Origin of the sequence: Streptomyces sp. NPDC090106, from assembly GCF_044747265.1 — a bacterium.
In the GTDB taxonomy this organism is placed as follows: domain Bacteria; phylum Actinomycetota; class Actinomycetes; order Streptomycetales; family Streptomycetaceae; genus Streptomyces.
Window position 1 is genome coordinate 339,806 of the sequence record NZ_JBIVDS010000002.1, and the last position, 25,066, is coordinate 364,871.

The window sequence follows — 25,066 nt, forward strand, 5'->3', positions numbered from 1 at the left end:
CGCCGTCGCCGGGGTGTGGGGATCGGGCGTGGACGGGGCCGGGGCGGCGGCCGGTCGGACCGCCGCCCCGGGAAGACGTCAGGCCTTGGCGTAGACCTTGCCGAGCGCGACGCAGGTGTCACCGGCGTTGTAGATCACGCCGCCGACCTTGGAACCGTGGAACCAGTTGCGGATCGGGTTGTAGTCGGGCACGCAGGCCGCGAGCTCCATGATCTGCTTGTCGATCGCGCCCCAGGCCTTGTTGGCCTTCTCCGGGTCGGTCTCGGAGGTCGCCGCGGCGATCGCCTTGTTGACGCTCGTGTCGTTCAGCTGCGACCAGTTCACGCCGCCGTCGGCGATCTGGCTGCCGTCCCAGCAGGGCTGGATGACGGAGTAACCGGCCGGCCAGTCCGGGCCCCAGCCCGCGGCGAACAGGTCGAAGCCGTTGTCCAGCTGACCGATCTCGGAGTAGAAGCTGGTCTTGTCGACCTGCTTGGTCACCACGTCGAAGCCCGCCTTGGTGAGGGCGTTCTTGATGGTGACGGCCTCCTTGACGGCCTTGTCGGACTGCTGGAAGGCGATGACCAGCTTCTGGCCCTCCTTGCCGGCCTCCTTCAGCAGCGCCTTGGCCTTCTCCGGGTCACCGGTGGGCTTGGTCTTCTTGCCGTAGAGGTCGAAGTCCTCGTGGCCCGGGGTGAGCGGGGAGATGATCGTGGTGGAGGTCGCCGTGACGAGCGAACCACCGCGCTGCTGCTTGAGCTGCTGCGCCGGCCACGCCCAGTTGATCGCCTGGCGGACCTTGACGTCCTTGATCCGCGCCATGTTGATCGGGAAGTAGTAGGACGTCGTGTCGACCTGGGTCAGCACGCGCTTCTTCTGCGCGGCGTTGCCCATGACCGACTGGATGCGCTCCGAGGCGACCTCGTTGAGCAGCGACAGGGCGAACTGGTCGTTGCCGGTGTCCGCGATGTAGCGGTCGGTCGAGGCCAGCGACTGGAAGCCGAACTGCATGACGACCTTGTCCGGGTAGCCGTTGCGGCACGGGTCCAGGTCGGCGTCCCAGTGCTCGTTGCGCACCAGGGTGAGGGACTTGTCGATCGAGCGGGACTCGATCTTGTACGGGCCGCAGGAGTACGGACGCTGGTCGTACTTCTTCTGGGTGTCGTGCTTCTTGGGCACGATCGCGAAGCCGCGCATGGCGAGCATGAACGGGAAGTCGGCGTGCGCCTCCTTCAGACGGAAGGTGACGGTGGTGCCGTCCGTCTCGATGGAGGAGAGGTGCTTGCCGTCGTAGGGGCCCTTGTACTTGTCGCCGCCCTCGAGCCAGTTCTGCGGGTAGCGGGGACCCTCGGTGACGAAGGAGGCGAAGAGGCGCTCGAAGCTGTGGCGCACGTCGTCGATGGAGACGGCCGCGCCGTCCTCCCACTTCACGCCGTCCTTCAGGGTGAAGGACCAGGTCTTGCCGCCGTCCTTGACGGTGCCCGCGTCCGTGGCGAGGTCGCCGACCAGGGTGGTGTTGCCCTTGGAGTCGACCCGGTAGCCGGTCAGACCGCGCAGGAACAGGACCGAACCGGCACCCGTGTACGACGAGTAGATCTGCGCCGGGTCCAGGTGGTCGAAGTCGATCTGGTCGAGCGTGTAGATCGTGCCGCCCTTGACCGCGCCCGGCATCTCCGGGGCGGGGCCCTGGGAGTCGGTCTTGGAGCCCACAGCGATCTCGGCGGCCTTGGCCTTGTCGACCGACGGCGCCGAGCTGCTGCCGGAGCCACCGCCGGCGTTGCCGCTGCTGCAGGCGCTCAGGACGGTGCTCGCACCCGCCGCCACACCGGTGGCGATCAGGAAGTTTCTGCGGGAGAAGGACATGGCTACCTGCCTAGACGTGATGGATGAGAGAGACGTGCTGCCTGCTGACGGCCGGGGGACGGCGATGTCCGGGCCGGGGAACTCAGCGCTTGGACTTCGGGTCGAGTGCGTCACGCACCGAGTCGCCGAGGAGGTTGAACGCCAGGACGAAGATGATCATCGAGACGCCCGGGAAGATCATGAAGGTGATGTCGTCCGTGTAGAACTGCGCGCCGCGCTGGATCATCACGCCCCAGTCGGGGGTGGGGTCCTGGATGCCTACGCCGAGGAAGGCCAGGCCCGCCTCCGCGGTCACGAACGCCGGGAGGGCGAGGGTGGACTGGATCAGGATCGGGGTCCACAGGTTGGGCAGCAGTTCCTTGAAGATGATCCGCGCCGGGGAGGCTCCGGTCACCTTCGCGGCCTCGACGAACTCCCGCTCGCGCAGGGCCAGTACCTGGCCGCGCAGGAGGCGGGCGATGGAGGCCCAGCCGAAGGCCGTCAGAAGCACGATCAGGCAGACGCCGCGGGCCCAGGAGGGGATCTCCTCGTCGGCGGCGTAGAAGAGGCCGTAGACGACGGGCGTGAAGGCGATGAAGAAGAGGGTGGAGGGGAACGACAGCATGATGTCGATGACCCGGCTCACGAAGTAGTCCGTCTTGCCGCCCAGGTAGCCGGCGGAGACGCCCACGATCACCCCGACCACGGTGACCAGGACCGTGGTGATCATGGCGATCATCAGCGAGGTCCGGATGCCGTAGAGCAGGAAGGTGAAGACGTCCCGGCCCATGGACGGCTCGATGCCGAACCAGAAGTCGGCGTCGATCCCGCCGTTGGCCTTCACCGGGAAGCCCGCGTCGTTCAGGAGCGTGCCCACGGGCGCGTCCTGGCCGTACTGCGTGTACGGGTCCTTGCCGTACAGCTTGGCTATGAGAGGGGCGGTGATCGCGATCGCGAAGAAGAAGATCACGATGAACGCCGATATGACGCCCGTGCGGTCACGCTTGAACCGGCGCCAGGCGAGTTGCCCGGGCGACCGGCTCTCATTGGCCTTCGGAGAGGGAGAAGTGATCGACTTCTCGGTGCTCTCTTCCGTCACCTCGAGCGGTGCGGCCGCAGATGGAGTTGGGGGGGTCATGGTGCTCCTGGCCCAGGGGAGGGTCTGATGACTCCGCAGGGCACTACTCCCCTACGGGCTACGCCGGACTTTTTCAACGCAATTCGCTCAAGGTCAATAAATTCTCGGTCGACTTGGGTTTCTCTTTACCTTCTTTACCTCTCCTTGGGCATTCGGTAGCTACACGCGTAGCGTGCCGTGACCAGCTCGTGTCTTATTTCGGACCAACTGCCCTAATCAGGCAATGAGTTCGATATGCGGACGCTGAGATATCGGAATCCGTACATGGGCGGTTCACAATCCAACGGTTCCGCATCGGATCACGAAGATCCATTGCGTCCTTCACGGAAGGTTCACGACGGCAGAGGTCGGACCTTCCGGCGACCCGGGTGAAGGGCTGCCACTAAAGGGTCAGTGCGTGTGCGATACGCGTAGTTTGCGTCGATATTTACGGTTAACGGAAAAGTGATGTCGACAGGAGGCACTCCATGCGTGGAGCCACGCACGCCAAATGGGCCGCATGCGCGGCGGCGGTAGCGCTCGCGGCGACGGCCTGCGGAGGCGGGGGAGACGACAGCGGCGGCGGCAGTGGCGACGGCAGCGGCACGCTCAGCTCGTCCTGGGGCGACCCGCAGAACCCGCTGGAGCCGGCCAACACCAACGAGGTGCAGGGCGGCAAGGTCCTCGACATGATCTTCCGCAGCCTGAAGCGGTACAACCCGGAGACGGGCAAGGCCGAGGACATGCTCGCCGACAAGATCGAGACGAGCGACTCGCAGAACTTCACCGTCACCGTCAAGGACGGCTGGACCTTCTCCAACGGCGAGAAGGTGACCGCCAAGTCCTTCGTCGACGCCTGGAACTACGGCGCCAGCCTGAAGAACAACCAGAAGAACGCCTACTTCTTCGGCTACATCGACGGCTACGACAAGGTCCACCCCGAGGACGGCAGCAAGCAGACCGCCCAGACCCTCTCGGGCCTCGCGGTGACCGGCGACAACACCTTCACCGTCAAGCTCAACCAGAAGTTCTCGACGTTCCCCGACACCCTCGGCTACCCGGCCTACGCCCCGCTGCCGCAGGCCTTCTTCGACGACCACGACGCCTGGCTCGCCAAGCCGGTCGGCAACGGCCCGTACACCATCGACTCCTACACCAAGGGCTCCCAGATGAGCCTGAAGAAGTGGGACGACTACCCCGGGGACGACAAGGCGCAGAACGGCGGCGTGACCCTCAAGGTCTACACCGACAACAACACCGCCTACACCGACCTGATGGCCGGCAACCTCGACCTCGTCGACGACGTGCCCGCCGCCCAGCTCAAGAACGTCGAGTCCGACCTCGGCGACCGGTACATCAACACCCCGGCCGGCATCATCCAGACCCTCGCCTTCCCGTTCTACGACAAGAACTGGAGCAAGGCCGGGATGGAGAAGGTCCGCACCGGCCTGTCCCGGGCGATCGACCGGGACCAGATCACCAAGACGATCTTCAACGACACCCGCACCCCGGCCACCGACTGGACCTCCCCGGTCCTCGGCGAGGACGGCGGCTTCAAGAAGGGGCTGTGCGGCGACGCGTGCGACTACGACCCCGCGGCGGCGAAGAAGCTCGTCCAGGAGGGCGGCGGCCTCCCCGGCGGCCAGATCAAGATCACGTACAACGCCGACACCGGCTCCCACAAGCTCTGGGTCGACGCCGTGTGCAACTCGATCAACAACGCCCTCGACAACGACAAGGCCTGCGTCGGCAACCCCGTCGGCACCTTCGCCGACTACCGCACGCAGATCACCGAGAAGAAGATGAGCGGCCCCTTCCGCGCCGGCTGGCAGATGGACTACCCGCTCATCCAGAACTTCCTCCAGCCGCTCTACTACACCAACGCCTCCTCCAACGACGGCAAGTGGTCCAACGCCGACTTCGACAAGCTCGTCGACGAGGCCAACGCCGAGACCGACACCGCCAAGGCCGTCGGCAAGTTCCAGGACGCGGAGGAGGTCCTGCGGGACGAGATGGGCGCCATCCCGCTCTGGTACCAGAACGGCAGCGCGGGCTACTCGGAGCGGCTCTCCAACGTCAAGCTCAACCCGTTCTCCGTCCCCGTCTACAACGAGATCAAGGTTGGCTGACCGCCATGGGACGGTACGTCGTCCGGCGCCTGCTCCAGATGATCCCGGTGTTCTTCGGGGCGACGCTGCTGATCTTCCTCATGGTCAACGTGATGGGCGACCCCATCGCGGGACTCTGCGGTGACCGGCAGTGCGACCCCGCCACCGCGGCCCAGCTCAAGAAGGAGTTCGGCCTCGACAAGCCGGTCTGGCAGCAATACCTGACCTACATGGGCAACGTCTTCACCGGCGACTTCGGCACCGCGTTCAACGGGCAGAAGGTCACCGAGCTGATGGCCACGGCGTTCCCGGTCACCATCCGGCTGACGATCGTCGCGATCTTCTTCGAGATCGTCATCGGCATCACCCTCGGTGTCGTCACGGGTCTGCGCCGCGGCAAGCCCGTCGACACCGCGGTGCTGATGCTGACGCTGGTCGTGATCTCCATCCCGACCTTCGTCACCGGTCTGCTGCTCCAGCTGCTCCTCGGCGTCGAATGGGGCTGGATCAAACCCTCGGTCTCCTCCGACGCCACCTTCTCCGAACTGATCGTCCCCGGCCTGGTCCTCGCCTCGGTCTCCCTGGCGTACGTCACCCGGCTGACCCGGACGACGATCGCGGAGAACCGGCGCTCGGACTACGTCCGCACGGCGGTGGCCAAGGGGCTGCCGCGCCGCAGGGTCATCACCCGGCACCTGCTGCGCAACTCCCTGATCCCCGTGGTCACGTTCATCGGCACCGACGTCGGCGCCCTGATGGGCGGCGCCATCGTCACCGAGCGCATCTTCAACATCCACGGCGTCGGCTACCAGCTCTACCAGGGCATCCTGCGCCAGAACACCCAGACGGTCGTCGGCTTCGTCACCGTCCTCGTCCTGGTCTTCCTGGTCGCCAACCTGCTCGTCGACCTGCTGTACGCCGTACTCGACCCGAGGATCCGCTATGCCTGAGCAGCCTCACGAGCCCGACGGATCGATCGCGGCGACCGGCATGGGCAGCGCGATGGACCTCGCGACGAGCGAGGGCGAGACGCTCGAGAAGACGCCGGGTGGCCCGCTCGGCACGGGCCCCTCGGCCAAGCCCCGGTCGCTGTGGTCGGACGCGTGGCGCGACCTGCGCCGCAACCCCGTCTTCATCATCTCGGGCCTGGTGATCCTCTTCCTCGTCGTCATCTCCCTGTGGCCGTCCCTGATCGCCTCCGGCAACCCCCTCAAGTGCGACCTCGCCAAGGCCCAGGAAGGCTCCCAGCCCGGCCATCCCTTCGGCTTCGACGGCCAGGGCTGCGACGTCTACACCCGGACCGTCTACGGCGCCCGTACGTCCGTGACGGTCGGTGTCTGCGCCACGCTCGGCGTCTCGATCCTCGGCTCGGTGCTGGGCGGCCTCGCCGGCTTCTTCGGCGGGTTCTGGGACTCGATCCTGTCCCGCATCACCGACGTCTTCTTCGCGATCCCGGTGGTGCTCGGCGGCCTGGTCCTGCTGTCGGTGGTCACCAGCAACACGGTCTGGCCGGTCATCGGCTTCATGGTGCTGCTGGGCTGGCCGCAGATCTCCCGGATCGCGCGCGGCTCGGTCATCACCGTCAAGCAGAACGACTACGTCCAGGCGGCGCGGGCGCTCGGCGCCTCCAACTCCCGGATGCTGCTGCGCCACATCACCCCGAACGCGGTCGCCCCGGTGATCGTCGTCGCGACCATCGCGCTCGGCACGTACATCTCCCTGGAGGCGACGCTCTCCTACCTCGGCGTGGGGCTCAAGCCGCCCACGGTGAGCTGGGGCATCGACATCTCCTCGGCCTCCGCCTACATCCGCCAGGCCCCGCACATGCTCCTGTGGCCCGCCGGCGCCCTCGCGGTCACCGTGCTGGCGTTCATCATGCTCGGCGACGCGGTCCGCGACGCCCTCGACCCGAAGCTGAGGTGAGTCGTGCTCCTGGAAGTGCGGGATCTGCACGTGGAGTTCAAGACCCGGGACGGGGTCGCGAAGGCGGTCAACGGGGTCACCTACGGGGTGGACGCGGGGGAGACCCTGGCGGTCCTCGGCGAGTCGGGGTCGGGGAAGTCGGTGACCGCGCAGGCGATCATGGGCATCCTCGACATGCCGCCGGGGCGGATCGCGGGCGGCGAGATCCTCTTCCAGGGCAAGGACCTGCTGAAGCTCAAGGAGGAGGAACGGCGCAAGGTCCGGGGCGCCGAGATGGCGATGATCTTCCAGGACGCGCTGTCCTCGCTCAACCCGGTACTGAGCGTGGGCGACCAGCTCGGCGAGATGTTCGTCGTGCACCGGGGCATGTCGAGGAAGGACGCGCGGGCCAAGGCCGTCGAGCTGATGGACCGGGTGCGCATCCCGGCCGCCAAGGAGCGGGTCAAGCAGTACCCGCACCAGTTCTCCGGCGGTATGCGCCAGCGCATCATGATCGCGATGGCGCTGGCCCTGGAACCCGCCCTGATCATCGCCGACGAACCGACCACCGCCCTCGACGTCACCGTCCAGGCCCAGGTCATGGACCTGCTCGCGGAGTTGCAGCGCGAGTACAACATGGGGCTCATCCTCATCACCCACGACCTCGGGGTGGTCGCCGACGTCGCCGACCGCATCGCGGTGATGTACGCGGGCCGGATCGTCGAGTCGGCGCCCGTCCACGACATCTACAAGGCGCCGGCCCACCCCTACACCCGCGGGCTCCTCGACTCCATCCCCCGGCTCGACCAGAAGGGGCAGGAGCTGTACGCGATCAAAGGGCTGCCGCCCAACCTGATGAACATCCCGCCCGGCTGCGCCTTCAACCCCCGCTGCCCGCGGGCACAGGACGTGTGCCGCACGGACGTACCACCGCTGTACGACGTAGACGAGCAGCGCACGAGCGCCTGTCACTTCTGGAGGGAGTGCCTGCATGGCTGAGCCGATCATCGAAGTGAGCGGACTGGTCAAGCACTACCCGCTGACCCAGGGCATCCTGATCAAGAAGCAGATCGGTGCCGTCAAGGCCGTCGACGGCGTCGACTTCACCCTCGGCAAGGGCGAGACCCTCGGCATCGTCGGGGAGTCGGGCTGCGGCAAGTCGACCGTCGCCAAGATGCTCGTCAACCTGGAGCAGCCGACCGCGGGCGAGATCCGGTACAAGGGCGAGGACATCGGCAAGATGTCCGGCAGGGCCCTGAAGTCCGTGCGGCGCAACATCCAGATGGTGTTCCAGGACCCGTACACCTCCCTCAACCCCCGGATGACGGTCGGTGACATCATCGGGGAGCCGTACGAGATCCACCCCGAGGTCGCCCCGAAGGGGGACCGGCGCCGGAAGGTCCAGGACCTCCTGGACGTCGTCGGCCTCAACCCCGAGTACATCAACCGCTATCCGCACCAGTTCTCCGGCGGCCAGCGCCAGCGCATCGGCATCGCCCGGGGCCTGGCCCTGCGCCCCGAGGTGATCGTCGCCGACGAACCGGTCTCCGCGCTCGACGTCTCGGTCCAGGCCCAGGTCATCAACCTGATGGAACGCCTCCAGAACGAGTTCGAGCTGTCGTACGTCTTCATCGCGCACGACCTGTCGATCGTCCGGCACATCTCCGACCGCGTCGGGGTGATGTACCTGGGCCGCATCGTGGAGATCGGCAAGGACGCCGAGATCTACGACCATCCCACGCACCCCTACACCCAGGCGCTGCTCTCGGCGGTGCCCGTCCCGGACCCCGAGGCCCGTGAGCACCGGGAGCGCATCATCCTCGCCGGGGACGTCCCCTCGCCCACCAACGTCCCCTCCGGCTGCCGCTTCCGCACCCGCTGCTGGAAGGCCCAGGAGCGGTGCGCCCTGGAGGTGCCGGAACTGGCGGTGCCCAGCGAGTTCCGCCTGGTGCCGGGCCCGGCGGCGCACGACTCGGCCTGCCACTTCGCGGAGGAGAAGCAGGTGGTCCCGCCGGAGCCCGAGCCGGAGTAACACGGAGGCAACTTCGCCGACCCGGTTCCGATATACGGACGCGTCAGGCTGAACGACGTACGGCCGTGCGGGTGCCGTAAACGGACCGGGGTGCGCCATGTCACCCCGGTCCGTTGCTGTTCACAGCCCCAACGAGCGCTTCAGGAAGTCGACCTGGAGCAGCAGCAGGTTCTCGGCGACCTGCTCCTGAGGGGTCATGTGGGTCACGCCGGACAGCGGGAGCACCTCGTGCGGGCGGCCCGCGGCCAGCAGCGCCGAGGAGAGGCGCAGGGCGTGCGCGACGACCACGTTGTCGTCGGCGAGACCGTGGACGATCATCAGCGGGCGGTGCGGTCCGGCGGGCGCCGACAGGCCCTCGTCGGTCACCAGGGAGTTCCTCGCGTACACCTCGGGCGCCTTCGCCGGGTCGCCCAGGTACCGCTCCGTGTAGTGGGTGTCGTACAGGGTCCAGTCCGTCACCGGCGCGCCCGCGATCCCCGCGTGGAAGACGTCGGGGCGGCGCAGCACCGCGAGGCCCGCCAGCCAGCCGCCGAAGGACCAGCCGCGGATCGCGACCCGGCTCAGGTCCAGGGGGTGGCGCCCGGCGAGGTCCTGGAGCGCGTCGACCTGGTCCTCCAGGGCGAGCGTGAAGTCGTCGCGGACGGCCTTCTCCCACGCGGGCGAGCGGCCCGGGGTGCCCCGGCCGTCCGCCACGACCACCGCGAAACCCTGGTCGGCGAACCACTGCGAGGTGAGGTGCGCGTTGTGGGCGGCGAGGACGCGCGGACCGTGCGGTCCCCCGTAGGGATCGAGCAAAACCGGAAGGGGATCATCTCCTGCGTAGTCCTGTGGCATAAGCACGGCGCACGGGATTCGACGTGCGCCCCCCGTGGTGAGCGTCACGCGCGGGGACATTCCAGGATCTTCGGCGTGCGACGTGACAGACAGCCCGGCCGTGGACGCCCCCGCCGCGGGAGCCGCCGCCTTGCCGTTCCGCAGCACGCGCGCCACCGACCCCGCCCGCTCCGGTGTCGCCGACACCAGCACGGTCACGCCCCCGGCGCGCACCGCCGAGTGCACGCCGGGCTCCTGCGACACACGCTCCACGCCCAGTTCGTTGACCCGGTAGACGTGCATCTCGCCGATCTCCGGGTCGGCCGCCGCCTCGCCCGCCGACGCCGAGACCAGCACGTCGTCCGCGGACACGTCCAGCACCGCCCTGACGTGCAACTGAGGCCCGGTCAGCGGGCGTTCGCCCACCGCCAGCACGCGCGCGCCGCCCTCGTCCGCGATCCGCACGAGCTGCCCGGACGGACTCCAGCACGGCACCCCAGGGAAAAGATCAAGCCAAACCGGATCTTCGTCGGCATGCACCATCCGGGTCGTCCCCGACCCCGGATCCACCGCCAGGAAGAGCTGACTGCGCTGGTCGCGCGCCTGTACGAGCAGCAGCGGCGCCCCCGCCGCTGACCAGTGCACATGCGCCAGATACGGGTAGCGGGCCCGGTCCCACACGACCTCCGTGCGCGCCCCGTCGAGGCCGATCACGAACAGCCGCACCTCCGCGTCGGGCGTGCCCGCCGCCGGGTACGGAACGTGCTGTGGATCACGTTCCGGGTGCGCCGGATCGGAGATCCACCAGCGCCGCACCGGCGACTCGTCCACCCGTGCGACCAGCAGCCGGTCCGACTCCGGCGCCCACCAGTGGCCCCGCGTCCGCCCCATCTCCTCGGCCGCGACGAACTCCGCGAGCCCGTAGGTGACTTGATCCGACTCCGGCTCGGCCAGCGGCCGGTCCCACTCGCCCTCGGCGCCGACGACCCGCAGAGCGCCCCGCGCGACGTACGCGACGAACCGTCCGTCGGGGGAGGGGCGGGGGTCGATCACCGGCCCGGGGACGGGCAGTTCACGTGCCGTCCCGGCCCGCAGCTCCGCCGTGAAAAGCCGCCCTGACAAGGCGAAAGACGCCAACTCGACGCCCGCGTCGGTGGCATAGCCGACGATCCCCGCACCGCCCTCACGGGTCCGCTCGCGCCGCGCCCGCTCCTGCGCCGACAGGTTCTCCGAGGCACCCCCGAGCAGGGCGCGCGGGTCGGCCGCCACGCGCTCCCCGCCGCCCGCAGGATCGAGCACCCACAGCGAACTCGCCCGGTCCGTACCGGAGGACGAGCGCAGGAACACGACACGGGAACCGTCGGGAGCAACCGAGAACGCGCGCGGCGCGCCCAGGGTGAACCGCTGCGTGCGCGCGTGCCGGCGGGGGAAGGAGTCGGACGTCGTCGTCATGTGACGACCATATTGGCCATGCGCCCCCTTGTGCGGCCGTGCGCCGATCGATGCGCGCGTACGGATAGTTATGATCACTAGCGCACAGTGGGTATGAACCTGCTGGCTGACGTATGCATTTGATGGATTTATCTGCCCCCTGAGTCCGACCCCCGCGCCCCTGTGGATCTTTGGAGGTGAGCCGCCGTGGCACTCTCGATTTCGGCGGTGGTGCTGCTGGCGATCGTCGTCTTCCTGCTGGTCAAGAAGTCAGGACTGAAGGCCGGCCACGCGGTCGTCTGTATGCTCCTGGGCTTCTACCTGGCCTCGTCCACGGTCGCACCCACGATCAGCGACCTGACGACGAACATCGCGGGGATGATCGGCAGCCTCAAGTTCTGACGCCTTTAGGGTGGTCCCATGACGGAACCACCCTCCCGTCGTCTGCTGCTGGTGCACGCGCACCCCGACGACGAGTCGATCAACAACGGCGCGACGATGGCCCGCTGCGCGGCCGAGGGTGCCCAGGTGACCCTCGTCACCTGCACGCTCGGTGAGCACGGCGAGGTGATCCCGCCGGAGCTGCGCCACCTCACGGGGGCGGCGCTCGGCGAGCACCGCCTCGGCGAGCTCACCGCCGCCATGGGCGCGCTCGGCGTCGAGGACTTCCGTCTCCTCGGCGGCCCCGGCCGCTACGAGGACTCCGGGATGATGGGCACCGCCGACAACGACGACCCGGCCTGCTTCTGGCAGGCGGACGTCGACGAGGCCGCCGCCCACCTCCTCCAGGTGATCCTGGAGGTGCGCCCGCACGTGCTCGTCACCTACGACGAACACGGCGGCTACGGCCACCCCGACCACATCCAGGCCCACCGCGTCGCCATGCGTGCCGCGGAACTCGCCGCCGCCGCCGGCCGGCCGGTCCCCAAGATCTACTGGAACCGTGTCCCGCGCACCGTCGGCGAGCAGGCCTTCGCCCGGCTCCGCGAGGACCTGCCCGGCCTCCCCTTCACCGAGGCCGGCGTCCTCGACGACGTCCCCGGGGTCGTCGCCGACGACCGCGTCACCACCGAGATCGACGGCACCGCGTACGCCGCCGCCAAGAGCGCCGCGATGGCCGCGCACGCCACCCAGGTCACCGTCGAGGGGCCGTACTTCGTGCTCTCCAACGACCTCGCGCAGCCCCTCTTCACCACCGAGTACTACGAGTTGGTGAACGGGGAACGGGCGCCGGGCGCCCGCGAGAGCGACCTCTTCGCCGGGATCGGGGACCTGACATGAGCGACTCCCTGCTGGCCCAGCCGCTCAGGCCCCCGTCCGCCGGACGGGCGTTGCTCTGCCTCGCGCTGTTCCTGCTCGGCGCGCTCACCGGGGCCGCCGGGGCGCTCGTGCAGTCCGGCTGGTTCCCGGGCGGGCTGCTGCTCGCGCTCGCCGGGGAGGCCGGGCTCCTGCTCGGCGGGGCGCGGCTGACCCGCGGCCGGGCCGGGGCCGTCGCCGGCGCGGGCGGCTGGATGCTCGCCGTCGTCCTGCTCACCACGAGCCGCCCCGAAGGGGACTTCCTCTTCGCCGCGGGCGCCGGTTCGTATCTTTTCCTGCTCGGCGGGATGGCTGTGGCTGTGATCTGTGCCACGTTGAGCGGAGGACGGCAACCGGACGGCGCCCCCGTCCGACTTGCCAAGTGACGTACCACTTCGCCACGGCCGGGACGTGCGAGTCCGGTGTGGGTTTCCCCAGCGGTCGTGGGATACGCGCCAGAAGTGGCCAGTATGGTGGTGCGCGCCGCCGAGCCGTCCGGAGAGCTGAGGTCGTCTCGGGCGGTGGAGCCAACCGGGAGAACCTGCCTTGAGTCGTGAAACTGACAGTTCGTCCTCCGGGCCCAACGGGCGCGGGGGAGCCGCATACCCTTCGGGCACGCCGCCCTACGGGACCCCCATGGCTTCCCAGGACGGCACGGATGCCGGGCGTACGCCCGCGCAGCCCGAGGAGCGCAAGACCGAGACCACGCTGACGACCCGGATCCGGATCAACATCCCCGGATCGCGGCCCATTCCGCCGGTCGTCGTGCGCACCCCCGTCACCGACGCCGACAGCGGCCCCGCCGAGACCACGGCCGAGACGCCGCTCCCGGCCGCCCCCGCGGGCGGCCGGCCGAGCGCTCCCGCCGAACCTCCCGCCGAGCCCGCGGCGCCCGCCGACGAGAAGACCAGCGACTGGTTCGCCCCGCGCAAGTCCGGCCCCGCCAAGGGCGGTCAGGGCGGTGGCGCCACCAACGGCGCGGGCACGCCCACCGGTTCGGCCCCCGCTCCGGCGGCCCCCGCCCCGGGTGCAGCGCCCGGCGCTCTGCCCACGCGGCCCGGCGCGGGCCGTCCCGGCGGTGTGGTCGGCTCCATGAGCGTGCCGGGCGGCTCCCGTCCCGGCGGCGGCGCGAAGGGCGGCACCGGCCTGCCCGGCGCGACCGGCGGCCCCGTCGCCCCCGGGCACGGCGGCGGCACCGGCTCCTTCGACGTCACCGAGGCGCTGAACGCGGGCACCCGCCCCGGCCAGGGCGGCGGCGAACCCAGCCGCGACGACCTGCCGTACTTCGCCGGGAACGGCGGCGCCCAGAACGGACACGGACCGGGCGCACCCGGCACCCCCGGCGGACCGGGCGGCTACGACCCGCAGGGCGCCCCCGGCGGCGGCCCGAACGGCTTCAGCCCCTCCCACGACTTCACCGCGTCCAACGACTTCAACGGCCCCGGCGGCGTCGGCGGTCCGAACGGCCGGGGCGGCCCCCAGGGCCCCACGGGCCCGACGACCGGCCCGGTCACCGGCGACGGCCCGGTGCTCCCGCCCGTCAACGGCGGCCCGGGTGCCCCCGGCGCCCGGCGCGGTCCTGGCGGCCCCGGGTTCACCCCCGGCGGTCCCGGCGGTCCCGGCGGCCCCGGCCTTCCCGCGCTGCCCGGTGGTCCGGGTGGCCCCGGAGGCGTCCCCGGCGCGGTCCCCGGAGCCGGTCTCGGCCCCGGTGGCGGGCTGAGCGACGACACCGCGATCCTCACCCCGCAGAAGCCCGCCCCCGGCGCGGGCCCCTACGGCACCCCGCCCGACAACGTCTCCGGGCACACCGTCACGAGCGGCATCCCGGTCGTGCCGCCGGGCGCCCAGAACGCGGCGGCCTTCGGACAGAGCCCCGAGACCACGGGCTCGCACCGTCCGCCCAAGCTGCCCGAGCCCGTCGCGCAGAACGTGCCGAAGGCCGCGCCGAAGAAGAAAAAGGGCCGCAACAAGCTGGTCCTGCTCACCGGCGGCGTGTTCGTCCTGGCCGCCGGTGCCTACGGCGCCGGTCTGCTGATGAACCACTCCGACGTGCCCAAGGGCACCACCGTCCTCGGCGTCGACATCGGCGGCGGCACCCGCGACGACGCCGTCAGGAAGCTCGACGACGCCTTCGACAAGAGCGTCAACAAACCCCTGAAGCTCACGGTCGACGGCAAGACCGTCGAGCTCAAGCCCGACCAGGCGGGCCTCGCCTTCGACATGCAGGCCACCGTCAGCAAGGCCGCGACCAGCGACTACAACCCGGTCTCGGTCATCGGCTCGCTCTTCGGCCAGCACCGGGTCGTGGAGCCGGAGATGCCGGTCGACGAGGAGAAGCTGCACGCCGAACTGGCGGACGTGGCGGGCGGCGCCGGCTCGGTCACCGAGGGCACCGTCAGCTTCAAGTCCGGCAAGGCGGTCGCCGTGTACGGCAAGCCCGGCAAGGGCGTCGACGTCGACAAGTCGACGGCCGCGGTCGAGGAGGCGTACCGCACCCAGGTCGAGACGGGCACGTCCGACGCGGTGCAGGTGGCGACGACGACCCAGCAGCCGAAGGTCACCGACGCCGAGGTCGACCGGTTCATGAAGGAGTTCGCCAAGCCGGCGATGTCCGCGAACGTCCTCATCAAGGCACCGAACGGCTCCAGCATCGCGTTCGGCGCCCTCTCCCTGCCGAAGATCCTCGGCGCCAAGGCCGTCGACGGCAAGCTCGTCGAGACCTACGACCTCAAGGCCCTCAAGGAGGCGTACGGCGCCACCTTCGACGGCGTCCAGGTCACGGCCGCCACCGGCAAGCGCGACGTCCTCCCGCAGGACGTGGCCAGTGCCCTCGGCAAGGCCCTGCGCGGCACCTCCACCACGGCCCGCACGGTGACCATCGACACCGAGCCGACCTAGGCCGGCCCCGGCACACCGAGGGGGCATCCGGCAGACGCCGGGTGCCCCCTCGTCGTCGTACGGCCCGGGCACATGACATCTGTCATCCGGCAGTCAGGACCGACGGCACTGCCCCACGAGCGGCCCCCGGAGCCACCCTGGGTCCATGACGACGACAGTGGTCGCACTCGACCAGGTGAGCAAGGCGTACGGCGAGGTCAGGGCCGTCGACGGGGTGACCCTCGACCTGTACGCGGGGCAGGCGGTCGCCCTGCTGGGACCCAACGGCGCGGGCAAGTCGACCAGCCTCGACCTGCTCCTCGGCCTCAAGCAGCCCGACACCGGCACGGTCCGCCTGTTCGGCACGACCCCGCGCGAGGCGATCGTCGCCGGACGGGTGGGCGCGATGCTCCAGAGCGGCGGGCTGATGGACGAGGTGACCGTCGCCGAGCTGGTCCGGCTCGCCTGCGACCTGCACCCCAGGCCCTACCGCCCCTCCGACGTGCTCGCCCGGGCCGGCATCACCCAGCTCGCCGACCGCAAGGTCGACAAGCTCTCCGGAGGACAGGCCCAGCGCGTCCGGTTCGCGCTCGCGACCGCCGGGGACAGCGACCTGATCGTCCTGGACGAGCCGACCACCGGCATGGACGTCACCACCCGCCAGGGCTTCTGGGCCACCATGCGCGAACAGGCCGACCAGGGGCGGACCGTGCTGTTCGCCACGCACTACCTCGAAGAGGCCGACGCCATGGCCGACCGGGTGCTCGTACTGCACCGCGGGCGGCTGCTGGCCGACGGCACCGCCGCCGAGATCAAGGCCAAGGCGGGTCTGCGCCGGATCTCCTTCGACCTGGAGTCCGCCGAGCTCGACGAGACCGGCCTGAGCGGCCTGCCCTTCCTCACCTCGATCGACGTCAGCGGACACACCGTCCGCATCCAGTCCACCGACGCCGACGGCACCGTCCACGCCCTGTACGGCCTCGGCCTCTACCCCCGCAACCTCGAAGTCGCCGGGCTCGGTCTGGAGCAGGCCTTCGTCGCCATCACCGAGGCCGAGGAGGCCCGCACCGCATGACGAACACCTTCGCCTCGCGCAGCCTCATCCGGCTCGAACTCGTCCGCGCCCTGCGCAACCGCAAGTTCCTGTTCTTCTCGGTCCTCTACCCCTCGCTGCTGTTCCTGCTGATCGCGGGCAGCGCCGACAGCACCAGCGAGGTCGACGGGACGGGCCTGACCCTGCCGACCTACATGATGGTCTCCATGGCCTCCTTCGGCGCCCTCACGGCCGTCCTCATGGGCAACAGCGAGCGCATAGCCAAGGAGCGCGAGGGCGGCTGGGTACGGCAGTTGCGGCTCACCGCGCTGCCCGGACACGGCTACGTGCTCGCCAAGACCGCCGGCGCGGCCGTGGTGAGCCTGCCCTCGATCGTGGTCGTGTTCGTCGTCGCGGCGGCCGTGAAGGACGTCCGCCTGGACGCCTGGCAGTGGCTCGCGCTCACCGCCGCCATCTGGGCCGGCAGCCTCGTCTTCGCCGCGCTCGGCGTGGCCATCGGCTACCTCGCGAGCGGGGACGCGGTCCGCCCGATCACGATGATCACCTACTTCGGGCTGTCCATCCTCGGCGGCCTGTGGATGCCGACGACGACCTTCCCCGGCTGGCTCCAGGACATCGCCCAGTGGGTGCCCACGCACGCGTACGCTGCCCTGGGACAGGCGATCGAGCAGAGCCGGGCCCCGCACGCCAAGGACATCGCCATCCTGGCCGTCTTCTTCGCCCTGTTCACCGGCGGCGCGGCCTGGCTGTACCGGAAGGACACGCTGAAGGCGTGAGCAGCATCCCGATCGGGCAGCGCCCGCAGACCGGCAGACAACGGCTCGTCAAACTGTTCTGGATCGGCATCTGGCTGGCCTACCTCAGCGCGCCCGTGGGCGACCTGCTGCACGGCGGGCACGGCACCACGGTCGTCGTCCTCGGCTGGACCGGCCTGGTCGTCTTCGTGACCTGGTACTTCGCCCTGGTCTTCCGCACCGGACGCGGCGAGACCAACGCCGCGGTGCTGGGATCGGTGGCGGCCCTGGCGGTCCAGTCGACCGTCCTGTCCCTCACCCTGGGCCGCGAATGGCTCGTCCTGTTCGTGTACGTGGCGATCTCCTCCGGCGCGGCCCTCCCCTTCCGGATCGCCCGCCTGACCATTCCGGCGGTCTCCGCCCTGCTGACCGCCGTCGCCTTCGTGGTGCCCGGCGGCACGTCCTTCCTGTGGGGCCTGCTCTTCCCGGCGCTGCTCGGCGGGTTCTCCATGACCGGCGTCCGCGAACTGATCCGCACGACCATAGAGCTGCGCGAGGCCCGCGCCACCGTCGCCCAGCTCGCCGCCAACGAGGAGCGCCTGCGCCTCGCCCGCGACCTGCACGACCTCCTCGGCCACTCGCTGTCCCTGATCACCCTGAAGAGCGAGCTGGCCGGCCGGATGCTGCCCGACCGGCCCGACAAGGCGGCCCAGCAGGTCGCCGACATCGAACAGGTCAGCCGCCAGGCCCTGGTCGACGTGCGGGAAGCGGTCTCCGGCTACCGGCGTGCCCGGCTCTCCGACGAACTCGCGGGCGCCCAGGTCGCCCTGACCGCCGCCGGGGTCGCCGCCGACCTCCCGCCCGCCGAACCCGACCTCACCGGCGTCCCCGAGGACAGCGAGACCGCTCTGGCCTGGGCCCTGCGCGAGGCGGTCACCAACGTCGTCCGGCACAGCGGCGCCCGGCGCTGCACCGTCGAGCTGCTGCGCCGTCAGACCCTCGACGGGGAGACGCTCGAACTCTCGGTGCAGGACGACGGCTCGGGCGGCCCGCCCGGCGCCCACGGCAACGGGCTCACGGGTCTGGCCGAACGCCTGGAGAAGGCGGGCGGCACCCTGGAGGCGGGCCGCTCCGGACGAGGTTTCCGACTCGTCGCCCGGGCACCGGCGGGCCAGGACCCTCGCCTAGGATCCGGTGCATGAGCCGCACGATCAAGGTCCTCCTCGCCGAGGACCAGTCGATGGTCCGCGAAGCCCTCGCCGCCCTCCTCGGCCTGGAGGACGACATCGAGGTCGTCGCCCAGGTCGCCCGCGGCGACGAGGTGCTGGACGCCGCCCGCGCCCACGGAGTCGACGTGGCCCTCCTGGACATCGAGATGCCGGGCATGACGGGCATCGAGGCCGCGGCCCAGGTCCACGCGGCGCTCCCGGCGGTGAAGCTCGTCGTCCTGACCACCTTCGGCCGCCCCGGCTACCTCCGCAGCGCCATGGAGTCCGGCGCCGACGCCTTCCTCGTCAAGGACGCCCCGGCCGCCCAGCTCGCCGCCGCCGTGCGCACGGTCCTCGCCGGTGAACGGGTCATCGACCCGACGCTCGCCGCGGCGGCCCTCGCCGAGGGCGCGAACCCGCTCACCGACCGCGAACGCGAGGTGCTGCGCGCGGCGGAGGACGGCTCGACCAACGCCGAACTCGCCGGACGCCTGCACCTGTCCCAGGGGACGGTCCGCAACTACCTGTCGACGGCGATCCAGAAGCTGGCGGTCCGCAACCGGGCGGAAGCGGCGAGACTCGCCCGGGAGAAGGGCTGGCTCTGACGCGCCGGGAGAGGCCGGCCCAGGGCCGGGCCGAGGCGCAGGCCCCCGCGGCGACGACCGGCCGCGCCGCTCCACCCGTGCGGCCGTGGCGCGCCGGGTCCTGCCCGACGGGGATGCCCCGGGGGGAGGGAGCATGCACCGGACACTGCGGGGCTCGCTCTCCGTGCGGAGGGCAGGACCGGGCGGGTGGCAGGGTTGTGCGGGTGGCCGCGCCGCTCCACCCGTGCGGCCGTGGCGTGCCGGGTTCTGCCCGACGGGGGAGGCCCCGGGGGCAGGGAGCATGCACCGGACACCGTGGGGCTCGCTCTTCGTGCGGAGGGCACGGCCGGGCGGGTGGCAGGGTCGTGCGGGTGGCGGCGCCGCTCCACGCGTGCGGCTGTGGTGTGCCGGGTTCTGCCTGACGGGGGATGCCCCGGGGGGCAGGGAGCATGCACCGGACACCGTGGGGCTCGCTCTTCGTGCGGAGGGCACGGCCGGGTGGGCGGCAGGGTCGTGCGGGTGGCGGCGCCGCTCCACGCGGGCGGCTGTGGTGTGCCGGGTTCTGCCTGACGGGGGATGCCCCGGGGGGCAGGGAGCATGCACTGGACACCGTGGGGCTCGCTCTCCGTGCGGAGGGCAGGACCGGGCGGGCGGCAGGGAGCACGCACCGGACACCGTGGGGCCCGCTCTCCGTGCCGGCGGCAGGACCGGGCGGGCGCGCCCTAGTTCAACATCGCCCGGGCCGACCGTGCCTGGCCCCGCAGTCTCTCCGCGGCGCCCTCGTCCACCGGTTCCACCACCTGCGCGTACTCCTCCAACTCCCGTGCGCCGCGCAGGAAGTCCCCGCGCTGGACCAGCAACTGCGCCCGCTCGTGGCGCAGCCGGGCCGGGTGCGAGGGCAGCAGCAGGGACAACTCCACGGCCCACAGGGCGACATCGGAGCGCTCCGGCCGGGCGGCGGCCCACGCGCGGATGTTGTTCAGGATCCGCGACACGACCTCCAGCGGATCCGCGGGCGTCAGCATCGACGGCTGGAGCGGCGCCCCCGTCGCCCCCGCGACCAGCAGCTCGGCGTCCGCGCCGGTCAGCACCCGCCCCCCGTCGAACGGGTCCGCCAGCACCTGATCGCCCTCGGGCCCGAACCCGACCACGAAGTGCCCCGGCAGGGCGACCCCGTACACCGGCGCCCCCGCCCGCCGGGCAACCTCCATCCACACCACCGACAGCAGGATCGGCAGCCCGCGCCGCCGCCGCAGCACCTGGTGCAGCAGCGAGGACTCCAGCCGCTGGTAGTCCGCGGCCGACCCGCGGAACCCGCCGCGCTCGCCGAGCAGTTCCCGCATCGCCACCGCCCACGAGCGCGGCCCGCCCGGCCGGAACGGCACCTGCCCGGCGAGGTCGTCCAGGGCGATCTGGGCCGCGTCGATGCCCGCCTCGTCCAGCGTCCCGTCGGCCTCCGCGCCCAGCAGCAGGCACAGCGCGGACAGGTCGGGCCGCTCGCAGCGGGCCTCCTCGGCGAACCGCCGGCGCACCTCGGCGGAACGCTCGGGGGAGGGCGGGGTGGGGGAACGCATGGCCGGTCCGTGCCCTCTCACGACGATCCGTACCGGTCGCCCCCGGAAACCGCCGGCTGCCGGTAGTGGTGGTAGGCGTGGTGCGCGGCGAACCCGAGCCGGTCGTACATCGCCCGCGCCCCCGCGTTGTCCGTCTCGACCTGGAGCCACGCCGCCGAGGCGCCCTCGTCCAGCGCCCGCCGGGCCAGCGCGGCCATCACGGTCGTCGCGAGCCCGCGCCGCCGCTGCCCCGGGTCGACCTCGACGGCGGCGAAACCGGCCCACCGCCCGTCGACGACACAGCGCCCGATCGCCGCGGGGGAGTCCTCGCCCGGGACGGTCGCGAACCACACCGAAGGGCCGCTCGCCAGAACCTTCAGGGCCACCTCGCCCACCCCCTTGCGCTGATACCGCCCGAGCCAAGCCTCGTCCGCCTCCCGCGACAGCACCACCCCGGCGCCCTCGGCCCGGTCGGCGAGCGGCGCCAGCGCCCCGGTCCACAGCTCCGCGCTCACCTCGCGCACCCACCCGCGCCGCTCCAGCTCCGCGCACAGCACCTCCTGCGTGCCCGCGGCCCCGGTCGCCGTCTGCACGTACGCGGGCAGCCCCCGCCCGCCGTACCACTTCCGTACGGCGTCCAGCGCGTCGTCGAGCGGCAGGCCCGGGTCGCCCAGCGGCAGCACGGAGTTGGCGCGCCGGGTGAAGCCGGACGCGGCGCGCAGCTCCCAGCCGCCGAGCCGCTCGCTCTCCACGGGCCGCCACGCGCGCGCGGAGACGCGCGAGAGCTCCTCGTAGGTCGCCGCGGGCCCCCGGCGGCGGGCCGGTGCGGCGGGCACGACCTTGCCCGCGACCAGGGAGGATTCCGCGATGCGGATGGTCTGGCCGTCCCGGCGTGTGATCAGCAGCACGCCGTTGTCCCATGATGTGAGAACACCCACCGTGTCGGTGAACTTTTCCACCACGCCCGGATCGTCGCCCAAGCGCCGTACGGAGACTCGTTTGCCGACGTCAGCAGCGGTGATACGGACCTCAAGGCGTCCTGTCGCAGAGATTTCCACAGGTCAGTTCACCCCTCCTGTTCGGATCATGGCCAAGAACGGAGATACTAGGGGCGGGCATCGACGACGCCGCGCTCCCGCGCGCCAGGCGGCGGAGCCTGCGGAGGCCCGCCAGCGCCCTATCGAGGAGGAACGACAGCGTGACCTACGTCATCGCGCAGCCTTGTGTCGACGTCAAGGACAAGGCGTGCATCGAGGAGTGCCCGGTCGACTGCATCTACGAGGGCTCCCGGTCCTTGTACATCCACCCGGACGAATGCGTCGACTGTGGAGCCTGTGAGCCGGTCTGCCCGGTCGAGGCGATCTTCTACGAGGACGACACTCCGGAGGAGTGGAAGGACTACTACAAGGCGAACGTCGAGTTCTTCGACGAGCTCGGCTCCCCGGGCGGCGCCAGCAAGCTGGGCCTGATCGAGCGGGACCACCCCTTCATCGCCGCGCTGCCGCCGCAGGCCGAGGCCGAGTAACCGCACCAAGCGGCCCGCACCTCGTGCCGCCTCGGCCCCGTACGGCCTGATCCCGTCCGATCAGGTGTAGGGGGCCGAGGCGTTTGCCGTACCGAAGAAAGTGAGCGACTCAACCGTGTCCGCAGTCTCCGACCGTCTGCCCGCGTTCCCCTGGGACAAGCTGGAGCCGTACAAGAGGACGGCAGCCGCGCACCCGGGCGGGATCGTCGACCTGTCGGTCGGCACCCCGGTCGACCCGGTTCCCGACCTGATCCAGAAAGCGCTGATCGACGCGGCCGACTCGCCGGGCTATCCGACGGTCTGGGGCACCCCGGCCCTGCGCGACGCGCTCACCGGCTGGGTCGAGCGCCGCCTCGGCGCCCGTGAGGTCACCCACCGGCACGTGCTGCCGATCGTCGGCTCCAAGGAACTCGTCGCCTGGCTGCCCACCCAGCTCGGCCTCGGCCCCGGCGACCGTGTGGCCTACCCGCGCCTGGCCTACCCGACCTACGAGGTCGGCGCCCGCCTCGCCCGCGCCGACCACGAGGTCTACGACGACCCGACCGAGCTGGACCCGGACGGCCTGAAGCTGCTGTGGCTCAACTCCCCCTCCAACCCGACGGGCAAGGTGCTCGGCAAGGACGAGCTGACCCGGATCGTCGCCTGGGCCCGCGAGCACGGCGTCCTGGTCTTCTCCGACGAGTGCTACCTGGAACTGGGCTGGGACGCCGACCCGGTCTCGGTGCTGCACCCGGACGTCAACGGCGGCTCCTACGACGGGATCGTGGCCGTCCACTCGCTGTCCAAGCGCTCCAACCTGGCCGGCTACCGGGCGGCGTTCCTCGCCGGTGACCCGGCCGTCCTCGGCCCGCTCCTGGAGATCCGCAAGCACGGCGGCATGATGACGGCGGCCCCGACCCAGGCGGCCGTCGTCGCGGCCCTGGGCGACGACGCGCACGTGGCCGAACAGCGCGAGCGCTACGCCGCCCGCCGCGCCGCCCTGCGCACCGCCCTGGAGGCCCACGGCTTCTCCATCGAGCACAGCGAGGCCAGCCTCTACCTGTGGGCCACCCGCGGCGAGTCCTGCTGGGACACCGTCGCCCACCTCGCCGAGCTGGGCATCCTCGTGGCGCCCGGCGACTTCTACGGCGAGGCGGGCGAGCTGCACGTGCGCGTGGCGTTCACGGCGACGGACGAACGGGTCCGCGCGGCGGTCGAGCGCCTGACGTAGCCACGCGCGTCCGCAGGCCGGGCGCACGCGTGCGAGAAGGGGCCCGGGATCTCTCCCGGGCCCCTTCTGCGGCGTGCGGCGCGGCCGGGTCAGCCCAGCGGCAGGCCCTGGACCGGGAGGGTGCCGGTGGCGGGCAGACCGCCCTTGGTCAGGGAGTCCGTCGGAAGACCGCCCTTGGTCGCGGTGGACGCCGTGTCGCCGAGGATGTCACCGGCGGAACCGGCCGCCTCGCCGGCCGTCTTCTGCGCGGCGGGCGTCGCCTTCCTGACGGCCTTGCCGCCGGTCCTGCCCGCCGCGGGAACGGCCTGCTCGACCGTCTGGCCACCGGTCTTGCCCGCGGTGCCGGTCAGGTTCTGCGCGGCACCGTCGACGGTGTTGCCGACGTTCGCGCCGTCCAGGCTGGTCAGCCCGCCCAGGTTCGGGGCGGCGGGCAGAGAGGGGGCCGCACTCGCGGAGCCGGCCGCACCGACCCCGGCTGCCGCACCCGCGGCGACGAGCAGCGCGGCACGGGCGATCCTGCGGGTCAGGGGGAGGGACATGATGCTCCTTCGACGGGAGAGAACGATGAAGTGTCCGACCGAACCCGGCAGTTGATCACCGGCCTCGGACGCAGTGACTACCGCTCGAACCCCGCGAAGGTTGCGGAGGGCCGACGTAAAGAGTTGGTAATGCGTCGCATAATCGGCTGCGGATAAAAAGGGGCAAAGGTTCCCCGGTCCGACTGTCTGCCGATTCCTCGCGGCCCTGTCCCGCCAAGGGATTTCGCGGGTGCGGGGGTGAGCCGGCGAAAACCTGCGCGCCCTGCCCCCGGTGCCCCGTACACGTAACCCTCGCGGGTGACGGCCCGTACTACTGCGCGGTGATGATCCGCACCGAGTCCGAGCCCGCGTTCTCCGCGGTGCGCCACTGGCTCTGGCTGTTCCCGGCGGTCCACTCCCGCCCGGCGTAGCGCACGCACTGGATGTGCAGCGCCGAGGCGTTGGCCACCGCCCAGTGCGCGAACTGCCAGCCGCGCTCGCCCTGGGCCTTCCCGAGGGCCGTCACCGGCACCGTCACGGTCCGCCCCGAGACGGTCGGTGCCGGCGCCGGAGAGGCCGAGGACGGCTTCTCGTCCCCGCCCACGTCCTCGGCGGCCGTGTCCATCGCGTCCCGCCCGAAGTCCCGCACCAGCGCCTCCCGCACCCCGTCGGGACCGGCCGCGGCCGTGGCGGCCAGCCGGCCGTCGCAGGTCAGCGTGGCCGCGGCGGAGCCGGTCAGGGCGGCGGCCAGCAGCGTCGCGTCCGTCTCGTGCTTGGCGTACGCCTCGGGGTAGCCGCTGCGCTGGACGCGCTGCGCGGCCTCGGTGAGCGGCAGTTCGGCGTAGTCGTCGACCTTGACCAGATGGTCGTAGAACTTCCCGGCCGCGTACGCCGGGTCCATGATGTCCTCGCGCGAACCCCAGCCCTGCGAGGGCCGCTGCTGGAACAGGCCGAGCGAGTCCCGGTCGCCGTGGGTGATGTTGCGCAGCCCCGACTCCTGGATCGCCGTCGCCAGCGCGATCGTCACCGCCCGCTCGGGCAGCCCCCGCCCGGTGCCGACCGCCGTGATCGCCGCCGCGTTCACCGCCTGCTCCGGCGTGAACTCGTAGGACGCGCCGCCCTTCCGGCCCGAGACCACCTTGCAGCCGGGGTTCCCGGTCCCCGCGGTCACGTACTGGACCACGAGGTAGCCCGCCACGGCGGACAGGACCACGAGCGCCGCCAAGGAACGCAGGAGGCGGCCGTGACGACGGCGTCGGGGAGCGGCAGACGGCTCTGGCATC

The 25,066-nt window shown here is 71.2% G+C and carries 22 protein-coding genes; 15 read left to right on the forward strand and 7 right to left on the reverse strand.

All coding sequences use genetic code 11. The features are described from left to right. Nucleotides 1-78: 78 nt before the first annotated feature. Both ACIPSE_RS07040 and ACIPSE_RS07045 read right to left on the reverse strand, forming a co-directional pair. Nucleotides 79-1,842: an ABC transporter substrate-binding protein gene (locus tag ACIPSE_RS07040; protein WP_401658294.1), complete on the reverse strand. Its 1,764-nt coding sequence runs from the start codon at nucleotides 1,840-1,842 to the stop codon at nucleotides 79-81. 82 nt (nucleotides 1,843-1,924) lie between these two features. Continuing rightward, nucleotides 1,925-2,959 carry an ABC transporter permease gene (locus tag ACIPSE_RS07045; RefSeq protein ID WP_401658296.1) on the reverse strand — a complete coding sequence of 345 codons (1,035 nt, stop codon included), beginning with the start codon at nucleotides 2,957-2,959 and terminating at the stop codon, nucleotides 1,925-1,927. 467 nt (nucleotides 2,960-3,426) lie between these two features. Here ACIPSE_RS07045 and ACIPSE_RS07050 point away from each other — a divergent pair, with 467 nt between their 5' ends. Genes ACIPSE_RS07050 through ACIPSE_RS07070 form a run of 5 tightly spaced genes read left to right on the forward strand, consistent with a single transcriptional unit; the run spans nucleotide 3,427 to nucleotide 8,980 of the window. Continuing rightward, on the forward strand, nucleotides 3,427-5,067 hold the full coding sequence (locus ACIPSE_RS07050) for an ABC transporter substrate-binding protein (protein ID WP_401658298.1): 1,641 nt from the start codon (nucleotides 3,427-3,429) through the stop codon (nucleotides 5,065-5,067). A 5-nt stretch (nucleotides 5,068-5,072) separates the two neighbouring features. Then, nucleotides 5,073-5,996 (forward strand): ABC transporter permease, encoded by a 924-nt coding sequence (locus ACIPSE_RS07055; RefSeq protein WP_401658300.1) that lies wholly within the window; start codon nucleotides 5,073-5,075, stop codon nucleotides 5,994-5,996. Beyond that, a complete protein-coding gene (locus ACIPSE_RS07060; protein ID WP_401658302.1) occupies nucleotides 5,989-6,969 on the forward strand; it encodes an ABC transporter permease in 981 nt (326 codons plus the stop codon). Before ACIPSE_RS07055 ends, ACIPSE_RS07060 begins: the two co-directional genes overlap by 8 nt. A 3-nt stretch (nucleotides 6,970-6,972) precedes the next feature. Further along, nucleotides 6,973-7,947 carry an ABC transporter ATP-binding protein gene (locus ACIPSE_RS07065; protein ID WP_401658304.1) on the forward strand — a complete coding sequence of 325 codons (975 nt, stop codon included), beginning with the start codon at nucleotides 6,973-6,975 and terminating at the stop codon, nucleotides 7,945-7,947. Further along, the gene (locus ACIPSE_RS07070) at nucleotides 7,940-8,980 is read left to right on the forward strand and encodes an ABC transporter ATP-binding protein (protein WP_401658306.1); all 1,041 of its coding nucleotides are present in this window, start codon (nucleotides 7,940-7,942) and stop codon (nucleotides 8,978-8,980) included. The genes ACIPSE_RS07065 and ACIPSE_RS07070 overlap by 8 nt, the downstream gene beginning before the upstream one ends. Before the next feature lie 120 nt (nucleotides 8,981-9,100). Here ACIPSE_RS07070 and ACIPSE_RS07075 read toward each other — a convergent pair whose 3' ends face one another. Then, nucleotides 9,101-11,245 carry a prolyl oligopeptidase family serine peptidase gene (locus ACIPSE_RS07075; protein WP_401658308.1) on the reverse strand — a complete coding sequence of 715 codons (2,145 nt, stop codon included), beginning with the start codon at nucleotides 11,243-11,245 and terminating at the stop codon, nucleotides 9,101-9,103. Nucleotides 11,246-11,431: 186 nt separating this feature from the next. Between ACIPSE_RS07075 and ACIPSE_RS07080 the strand changes: the two genes are divergently transcribed. From ACIPSE_RS07080 to ACIPSE_RS07115, 8 genes are all read left to right on the forward strand, one after another. Continuing rightward, nucleotides 11,432-11,626, forward strand: coding sequence for a hypothetical protein (locus ACIPSE_RS07080; protein WP_401658310.1), 195 nt, complete (start codon nucleotides 11,432-11,434; stop codon nucleotides 11,624-11,626). Nucleotides 11,627-11,644: 18 nt separating this feature from the next. Beyond that, the gene (gene mshB, locus ACIPSE_RS07085; protein ID WP_401658312.1) at nucleotides 11,645-12,505 is read left to right on the forward strand and encodes an N-acetyl-1-D-myo-inositol-2-amino-2-deoxy-alpha-D-glucopyranoside deacetylase; all 861 of its coding nucleotides are present in this window, start codon (nucleotides 11,645-11,647) and stop codon (nucleotides 12,503-12,505) included. Then, entirely contained in the window at nucleotides 12,502-12,906 is a 405-nt protein-coding gene (locus ACIPSE_RS07090) for a DUF6113 family protein (protein ID WP_401658314.1), read from the forward strand. Before mshB ends, ACIPSE_RS07090 begins: the two co-directional genes overlap by 4 nt. 160 nt (nucleotides 12,907-13,066) lie before the next feature. Beyond that, entirely contained in the window at nucleotides 13,067-15,418 is a 2,352-nt protein-coding gene (locus ACIPSE_RS07095) for a hypothetical protein (protein ID WP_401658316.1), read from the forward strand. Between the two features lie 145 nt (nucleotides 15,419-15,563). Next, the gene (locus ACIPSE_RS07100) at nucleotides 15,564-16,472 is read left to right on the forward strand and encodes an ABC transporter ATP-binding protein (RefSeq protein WP_401658317.1); all 909 of its coding nucleotides are present in this window, start codon (nucleotides 15,564-15,566) and stop codon (nucleotides 16,470-16,472) included. Beyond that, entirely contained in the window at nucleotides 16,469-17,227 is a 759-nt protein-coding gene (locus ACIPSE_RS07105) for an ABC transporter permease (RefSeq protein ID WP_401658319.1), read from the forward strand. The genes ACIPSE_RS07100 and ACIPSE_RS07105 overlap by 4 nt, the downstream gene beginning before the upstream one ends. Continuing rightward, complete coding sequence (locus ACIPSE_RS07110; RefSeq protein ID WP_401658321.1) at nucleotides 17,224-18,387, forward strand: sensor histidine kinase; 1,164 nt, start codon at nucleotides 17,224-17,226, stop codon at nucleotides 18,385-18,387. Before ACIPSE_RS07105 ends, ACIPSE_RS07110 begins: the two co-directional genes overlap by 4 nt. Continuing rightward, nucleotides 18,384-18,998, forward strand: a complete 615-nt coding sequence (locus tag ACIPSE_RS07115; RefSeq protein ID WP_401658323.1) for a response regulator — start codon at nucleotides 18,384-18,386, stop codon at nucleotides 18,996-18,998. The genes ACIPSE_RS07110 and ACIPSE_RS07115 overlap by 4 nt, the downstream gene beginning before the upstream one ends. Before the next feature lie 701 nt (nucleotides 18,999-19,699). Here ACIPSE_RS07115 and ACIPSE_RS07120 read toward each other — a convergent pair. Both ACIPSE_RS07120 and ACIPSE_RS07125 read right to left on the reverse strand, forming a co-directional pair. Then, complete coding sequence (locus ACIPSE_RS07120; protein ID WP_401658325.1) at nucleotides 19,700-20,551, reverse strand: tetratricopeptide repeat protein; 852 nt, start codon at nucleotides 20,549-20,551, stop codon at nucleotides 19,700-19,702. A 17-nt stretch (nucleotides 20,552-20,568) separates the two neighbouring features. After that, nucleotides 20,569-21,588 (reverse strand): GNAT family N-acetyltransferase, encoded by a 1,020-nt coding sequence (locus ACIPSE_RS07125; protein ID WP_401658327.1) that lies wholly within the window; start codon nucleotides 21,586-21,588, stop codon nucleotides 20,569-20,571. Nucleotides 21,589-21,728: 140 nt separating this feature from the next. Here ACIPSE_RS07125 and fdxA point away from each other — a divergent pair, with 140 nt between their 5' ends. Together fdxA and ACIPSE_RS07135 are read left to right on the forward strand one after the other, a co-directional pair. Next, entirely contained in the window at nucleotides 21,729-22,055 is a 327-nt protein-coding gene (gene fdxA, locus ACIPSE_RS07130; RefSeq protein WP_401658329.1) for a ferredoxin, read from the forward strand. A 115-nt stretch (nucleotides 22,056-22,170) separates the two neighbouring features. Then, nucleotides 22,171-23,265, forward strand: coding sequence for a bifunctional succinyldiaminopimelate transaminase/glutamate-prephenate aminotransferase (locus ACIPSE_RS07135; RefSeq protein ID WP_401658331.1), 1,095 nt, complete (start codon nucleotides 22,171-22,173; stop codon nucleotides 23,263-23,265). An 89-nt stretch (nucleotides 23,266-23,354) separates the two neighbouring features. Here the strand turns inward: ACIPSE_RS07135 and ACIPSE_RS07140 are convergent, their stop codons facing one another. Then, a complete protein-coding gene (locus tag ACIPSE_RS07140) occupies nucleotides 23,355-23,804 on the reverse strand; it encodes an ATP-binding protein (protein ID WP_401658333.1) in 450 nt (149 codons plus the stop codon). A gap of 310 nt (nucleotides 23,805-24,114) precedes the next feature. Further along, complete coding sequence (locus tag ACIPSE_RS07145; protein WP_401658335.1) at nucleotides 24,115-25,065, reverse strand: heavy metal transporter; 951 nt, start codon at nucleotides 25,063-25,065, stop codon at nucleotides 24,115-24,117. Nucleotide 25,066 lies beyond the last annotated feature (1 nt).